General features: G+C 77.3%; 5 protein-coding genes. 2 read left to right on the forward strand and 3 right to left on the reverse strand.

Annotation, left to right across the window (positions count from 1 at the left end; translation table 11 throughout):
• A partial coding sequence (locus GTQ99_RS19590; protein ID WP_166617387.1) for an MFS transporter occupies positions 1 to 1,296 on the forward strand: 1,296 nt, incomplete at its 5' end.
• A 132-nt stretch (positions 1,297 to 1,428) separates the two neighbouring features.
• The gene (locus GTQ99_RS19595; protein WP_166617388.1) at positions 1,429 to 1,890 is read left to right on the forward strand and encodes a GFA family protein; all 462 of its coding nucleotides are present in this window, start codon (positions 1,429 to 1,431) and stop codon (positions 1,888 to 1,890) included.
• A gap of 32 nt (positions 1,891 to 1,922) precedes the next feature.
• On the opposite strand, the gene GTQ99_RS19600 is transcribed toward GTQ99_RS19595, so the two are convergent.
• The 3 genes from GTQ99_RS19600 to GTQ99_RS19610 all read right to left on the reverse strand — a co-directional run.
• A complete protein-coding gene (locus GTQ99_RS19600) occupies positions 1,923 to 2,600 on the reverse strand; it encodes a response regulator (protein WP_166617389.1) in 678 nt (225 codons plus the stop codon).
• Positions 2,597 to 4,117 (reverse strand): histidine kinase, encoded by a 1,521-nt coding sequence (locus GTQ99_RS26360; protein ID WP_166617390.1) that lies wholly within the window; start codon positions 4,115 to 4,117, stop codon positions 2,597 to 2,599. Before GTQ99_RS26360 ends, GTQ99_RS19600 begins: the two co-directional genes overlap by 4 nt.
• 59 nt (positions 4,118 to 4,176) lie before the next feature.
• A partial coding sequence (locus GTQ99_RS19610; RefSeq protein WP_166617391.1) for an ABC transporter permease occupies positions 4,177 to 5,027 on the reverse strand: 851 nt, incomplete at its 5' end.

The raw sequence follows: 5,027 nt of genomic DNA on the forward strand, positions 1-5,027 counted from the left end.
TTCGTGGCGGGGACGCTGCTCTTCTGCGCGGCCTCGGGCCTGTGCGCGCTGGCACCGACCCTGCCGCTGCTGGTGGCCGCCCGCGCGGTGCAGGGCGTGGGGGCCGCGCTGGTGGTCCCGGGCAGCCTGGCGGTGCTGGAGTCGCTGCTGCGCCCGGCCGACCGGGCGCGGGCGATCGGCACCTGGTCCGCGCTGGGCGGCATCGCCGGGGCCGTCGGCCCGCTGCTGGGCGGGGTGCTGGTGGAGCTGTCCTGGCGGTGGGTCTTCCTGCTGCCGGTGCCGCTGGGCCTGCTGGCGGCTGCCGCGGCCGGCCGCCACCTGCCCGAGCCGGACGCCGGGGCGTCCGCGCGGAACGGACTGGGGCGCAGCGCCTGGCGCGGTCTGGACCTGGCGGGGGCGCTGCTGGCGGCCGCGGCGCTGGCCGGGACCACGTCCGCCCTCGTGCAGGCCCCCGCCGGCCCGAGGTGGGCGGTGGTCGCCGCCGCCGCCGTGGGCGCGGCGACCACCGGCGGGTTCCTGCTCGTGGAGCGCCGCGCACGCGATCCGCTGCTGCCGCCGGGCCTCTTCGCCTCCCGGCAGTTCGCCGCCGCCAACGCCCTCACGTTCGTCGTGTACGCGGCGCTGGGCGGGGTGTTCTTCCTGCTCGTGGTGGTGCTGCAGACGGGGCTGGGGTACAGCCCGCTGGCGGCGGGTGCGGCGACGCTGCCCGTCACGGTGGTGATGCTGGTGCTCTCCGCCCGGGCGGGCCGGCTCGCGCAGCGGATCGGTGCCCGCACCCCGCTGACGGTGGGGCCGCTGGTGATCGGCGCCGGGATGCTCCTGCTGGGCCGCGTCGGAGTCGGGTCCTCCTACCTGCGCGACGTCCTGCCGGCCGTGCTCGTGTTCGCGCTCGGGCTGGCGGCCACCGTCGCCCCGGTGACGGCGACCGCGCTCGCCGCCGCCCCGGCGCAGCAGGCGGGGATCGCCTCGGGGGTCAACAACGCGCTCGCCCGCACCGCCCAGCTCGTCGCCGTCGCCGGCCTGCCCGTCCTGGTGGGGCTCGGCGGCAGCGACTACGCCGACCCGCGGGCGGTCACCGGTGCGTTCCGCGAGGCCATGACGGCCTGCTCGGTGCTCGCGATCGCCGGTGCCGTCCTCGCGTGGGCCACGATCCGCGACCCCGGGCCGGGAGGGGTCCAGCAGCGGGCCGCCGGTTCCGGTGGGCGCGCGCTGCTGCACTGCGCCGTGGCCGGTCCGCCCGCGCGCACCCACGTGCAGGCCGCCACTGGCGACCCCCCGCGCGGTCCGGTCACGTGACGGATGCGCCCCGGACGCGGCGTCCACCAGGATCCGCTCGCCGGGTGCGCAGGGCACCGGTCCGTCGAACCCGATCGACGAACCCGACCGACGAACCGACCGGAGAGACCGGTCGACGTGGAGGAGCAGGACATGCCGGAGAAGTTCACGGGGCGTTGCGAGTGCGGCGCCATCACCTACGAGTTCAGCGACGCACCCGAGTTCGTCGCGAACTGCCACTGCAGGGACTGCCAGAGGTCCTCCGGCGCCGTCACGGGCAGCTACTTCAGCGTCGCCGAGGACGACTTCACGCTGCTCAGCGGAAACCCGAAGGGGTACTCCTACGTCGTCGCGAGCGGGAACACGGTGGTGCGCAACTTCTGCCCCGAGTGCGGTGCCCGGGTCTTCACCGACCACCTCTCGGGGTTCCCGGGCCAGGTGTTCGTGATGCTGGGCAGCCTCGACGATCCCGAGCGCATCGAGCCGCCGATCATGGAGATCTTCACGCGGGACCGCATCTCCTGGACGAAGGCGCTCGACGTGCCGCAGTTCCCCGCCCGGCCCGACGCGGCCCCGGGCTCCCCGGAGGAGAGCGCACCGGGGGGCTGCGGCTGACGCGGGCGGCAGGGCCCGGGTGCGGCCGGGCGTCAGCCCAGCGTCGGCCGCACCAGGCCCGTCTCGTAGGCGAGCACGACCGCGTGCACGCGGTCGCGCACGCCCAGCTTGGCCAGCACGCGCGCCACGTGCGTCTTGACGGTGGCCTCGGACAGGAACAGCTCCGCGGCGATCTCCGCGTTCGAGCGCGCGCCGGCGAGGCGGTGCAGCACCTCCAGCTCGCGGGGGGTCAGCTCCGCCAGGCGCGGGTCCAGGCCGTCCGGCCGCGGGGCCTCGCCGGGCGCGGGCAGGCGGTGCGCGAACAGCTCCAGCATGCGCCGGGTGACGCGCGGGGAGACGACGGCCTCACCGCCGGCCACGGTGCGCACGGCGCCGACCAGGTCGGCCGGTGCGGCGTCCTTGAGCAGGAACCCGCTGGCACCGGCGCGCAGCGCGGCGAAGGCGTACTCGTCGAGGTCGAACGTCGTCAGGATCAGCACGCGCACCCCGGGGGCGGCCTCGACGAGCCGGCGGGTGGCGCCGATGCCGTCCAGGCGGGGCATGCGCACGTCCATCAGGACGACGTCGGGGCGCAGCGCCGCGGTCTGCTCCAGCGCGGCGCGCCCGTCCCCCGCCTCGCCCACCACCTCGATGCCGCCGGCGCTCTCCAGCACGAGGCGGAACCCGACGCGGATGAGCGCGTGGTCGTCGACCAGCAGGACCCTGATCACGAACCCTCCCCGGAGCGGGGCAGCACCGCGCGCACCCGCCAGCCCCGCCCGTGCGGGCCGGCCTCGAGGGTGCCGCCGAAGGCCGCGGCGCGCTCGCGCATCCCCACCAGCCCGCGCTGCGAACCCGGTCCCGAACCCGCTCCCGAACCCGGTCCCGCACCGGCGCCGGCGTCGGTGGTGACGACCTCGACGCGCCCGGGCCCGGTCCGCACCTCCACCAGGACCGCGTCGGTGCCCGGTGCGTGGCGCAGCGCGTTGGTGAGCGACTCCTGCACGATGCGGTAGACGGTCAGGCCCAGGCTCGCGCCCAGCTCCCGCAGGTCCTCCCCGCCCGCTCCCGCCGTGCGCACCGGCAGCCCGGCGCGGCGGAACCGCTCGACCAGCGCGTCCAGGTCCACGCTGCCCGGCTGGGGTTCCACCGGCGCCTGCAGCGGGGCCCCGGGGGCCCCGCCGGGCGCGGGCGCAGCCCCGGCCGGCCCGCGTGCGTCCGCGCCCTCCTCCTCGTCGTCCTCGTGCAGGACGCCCAGGATGCGCCGCACGTCGCCCAGCGCCGAGCGGCCGGTCGCGACGAGGTCCTCGAGGGCAGCGCGGGAGCGGTCCGGCGCCCGTTCCAGCGCAGCCGAGGCGCCGTCGCCGAGGGCGACCACGACCGAGAGGCTGTGCGCGACGACGTCGTGCATCTCCCGCGCGATGCGTGCGCGCTCGCCCGCCCGCGCCAGCCGCGTCAGCTGCTCCTGCTCGTGCGCGAGGGCGTTGGCGGCCTCCACCACGCGCGCCAGCTCCAGCCGCCGGTTGCGCACGCTCGTGCCGATCGCGATCGCGAGCAGCGCCGGCACGACGACGGGCACGGCGGTCTGCGCCCAGGCGACGCTCTGGAAGAAGTGGCCCTCGCGCGCCCGCTGCGCCAGGGCGTCGAGCCCGCCCGAGCTCGCGGGGTCCGCGCCGAGCACGAGGGCGCTCACCGTCGCCGGCAGCGGCAGCAGCCGCGCGGCGACCAGCAGGGCCGTGACCGTCGCGGCGCTCGCCGTCCACGTCACCGCCGGCCGCCGGGACGCCGCGACGGCGTGCAGCGCGAGCGCCAGGCCGAGCTCGAAGCCGGAGGGCGCCCCCGTGGTGGCCAGCGCGAGGACGCCCAGGACGCCCACGAGCGCGGCCACGAGCACGGGCCGCCGGCGCCGGCGGGTCAGCACCAGCGCACCGGCCGTGGTGAGCAGCAGCGAGGTCCACTGCATCCGCAGCACCCGCTCGCCGCCGAGGTGGGTGGACAGCCCGTACATCGAGTCCGCGCCGATCCCGGTGAGCAGCGCCCACCCGGTGAAGACCAGGACGACGAGGGCGTCCGAGACCGCCGGGAACCGGTCGAGGAACCGGCGCACCGGACCCGGCCGCCGCGCCGACGACTCGGTGAACACCGGCTCCGCCGCTGGGTCCGCCGCGGGGTTCGCCGCGGGGTTCTTCGTCGGGTCCGCCGCGGGGTCCGCCGCGGTGGCGGTGGGCGTCGCGGGTGCCCGGTTCACGACGCGTCCTCCAGCACCGGACCATCCTCCCAGCCCCGCCCGCGGGGCCGGGCACCCGCTCAGGCGTCCCGCCGGCGCACGAGCACGGCGGCCGCGGTGAGCACCAGCGCGACCCAGGCCAGCAGGACGGCGAACCCGCCCCACGGGGACAGGGCCGTGCTGGCGGAGGTGGTCAGGACCGAGCCGACGGCGTCGGACTGCAGCAGCCGGCTGCCCGCGGTGGCCGGCAGGTGCGCGGCGAACGCCTGGACCGGTGCCCACGGGACGAGGGACAGCAGGTTCTCCACCACCAGCAGCAGCCCGAGCACGAGCGCCACCGCGGCGGCGGAGCTGCGCACGATCGTCCCGATGCCGAACGCCAGGGCGCTCAGGGCGGCCAGGTAGAGCGGCGCGCCCAGGACGATCCGGGCGTCCTCGGCGCGCAGCAGGTCCACGGACGTGCCGATCCGCTCGAACCAGACCGCGCCGGCCGCCCAGGCGAGAGCGACGGCGAGGACCGAGGCGGCGAGGACGACGAGGACCGTGACCGCCAGCTTGGCGGCCAGCGCCTGCAGGCGCCGGGGCGCGGCCGTGAAGGTCGAGCGGATCTGGCCCGTGCCGTACTCGCCGGTGACCGCCAGGACGGCGAGGGCGCAGAGGGCGAGCTGGGTGAGCGCCACGCCGGAGGTGACGTACACGGCGCCGACCGTGCCGGGAGCGCCGACCGCCTCGGGGACCCGGGCCACGCTGAGCACCCGGGAGACCGCGAACAGCGGCACGAACAGCACTCCGGCGGCCAGGACCCACCAGTTGGAGCGCAGCGAGCGGAACTTGATCCACTCCGCGAGCAGGAGCCGGCCGAAGCCGTACGGCCGGACGCCCCCGCGCCCGCCCGACCCGGTGGCGGCGTCGGCGGTGGCGGCGTCGGTGG

It is taken from the genome of Kineococcus vitellinus, from assembly GCF_009906315.1.
Lineage (GTDB): Bacteria > Actinomycetota > Actinomycetes > Actinomycetales > Kineococcaceae > Kineococcus > Kineococcus vitellinus.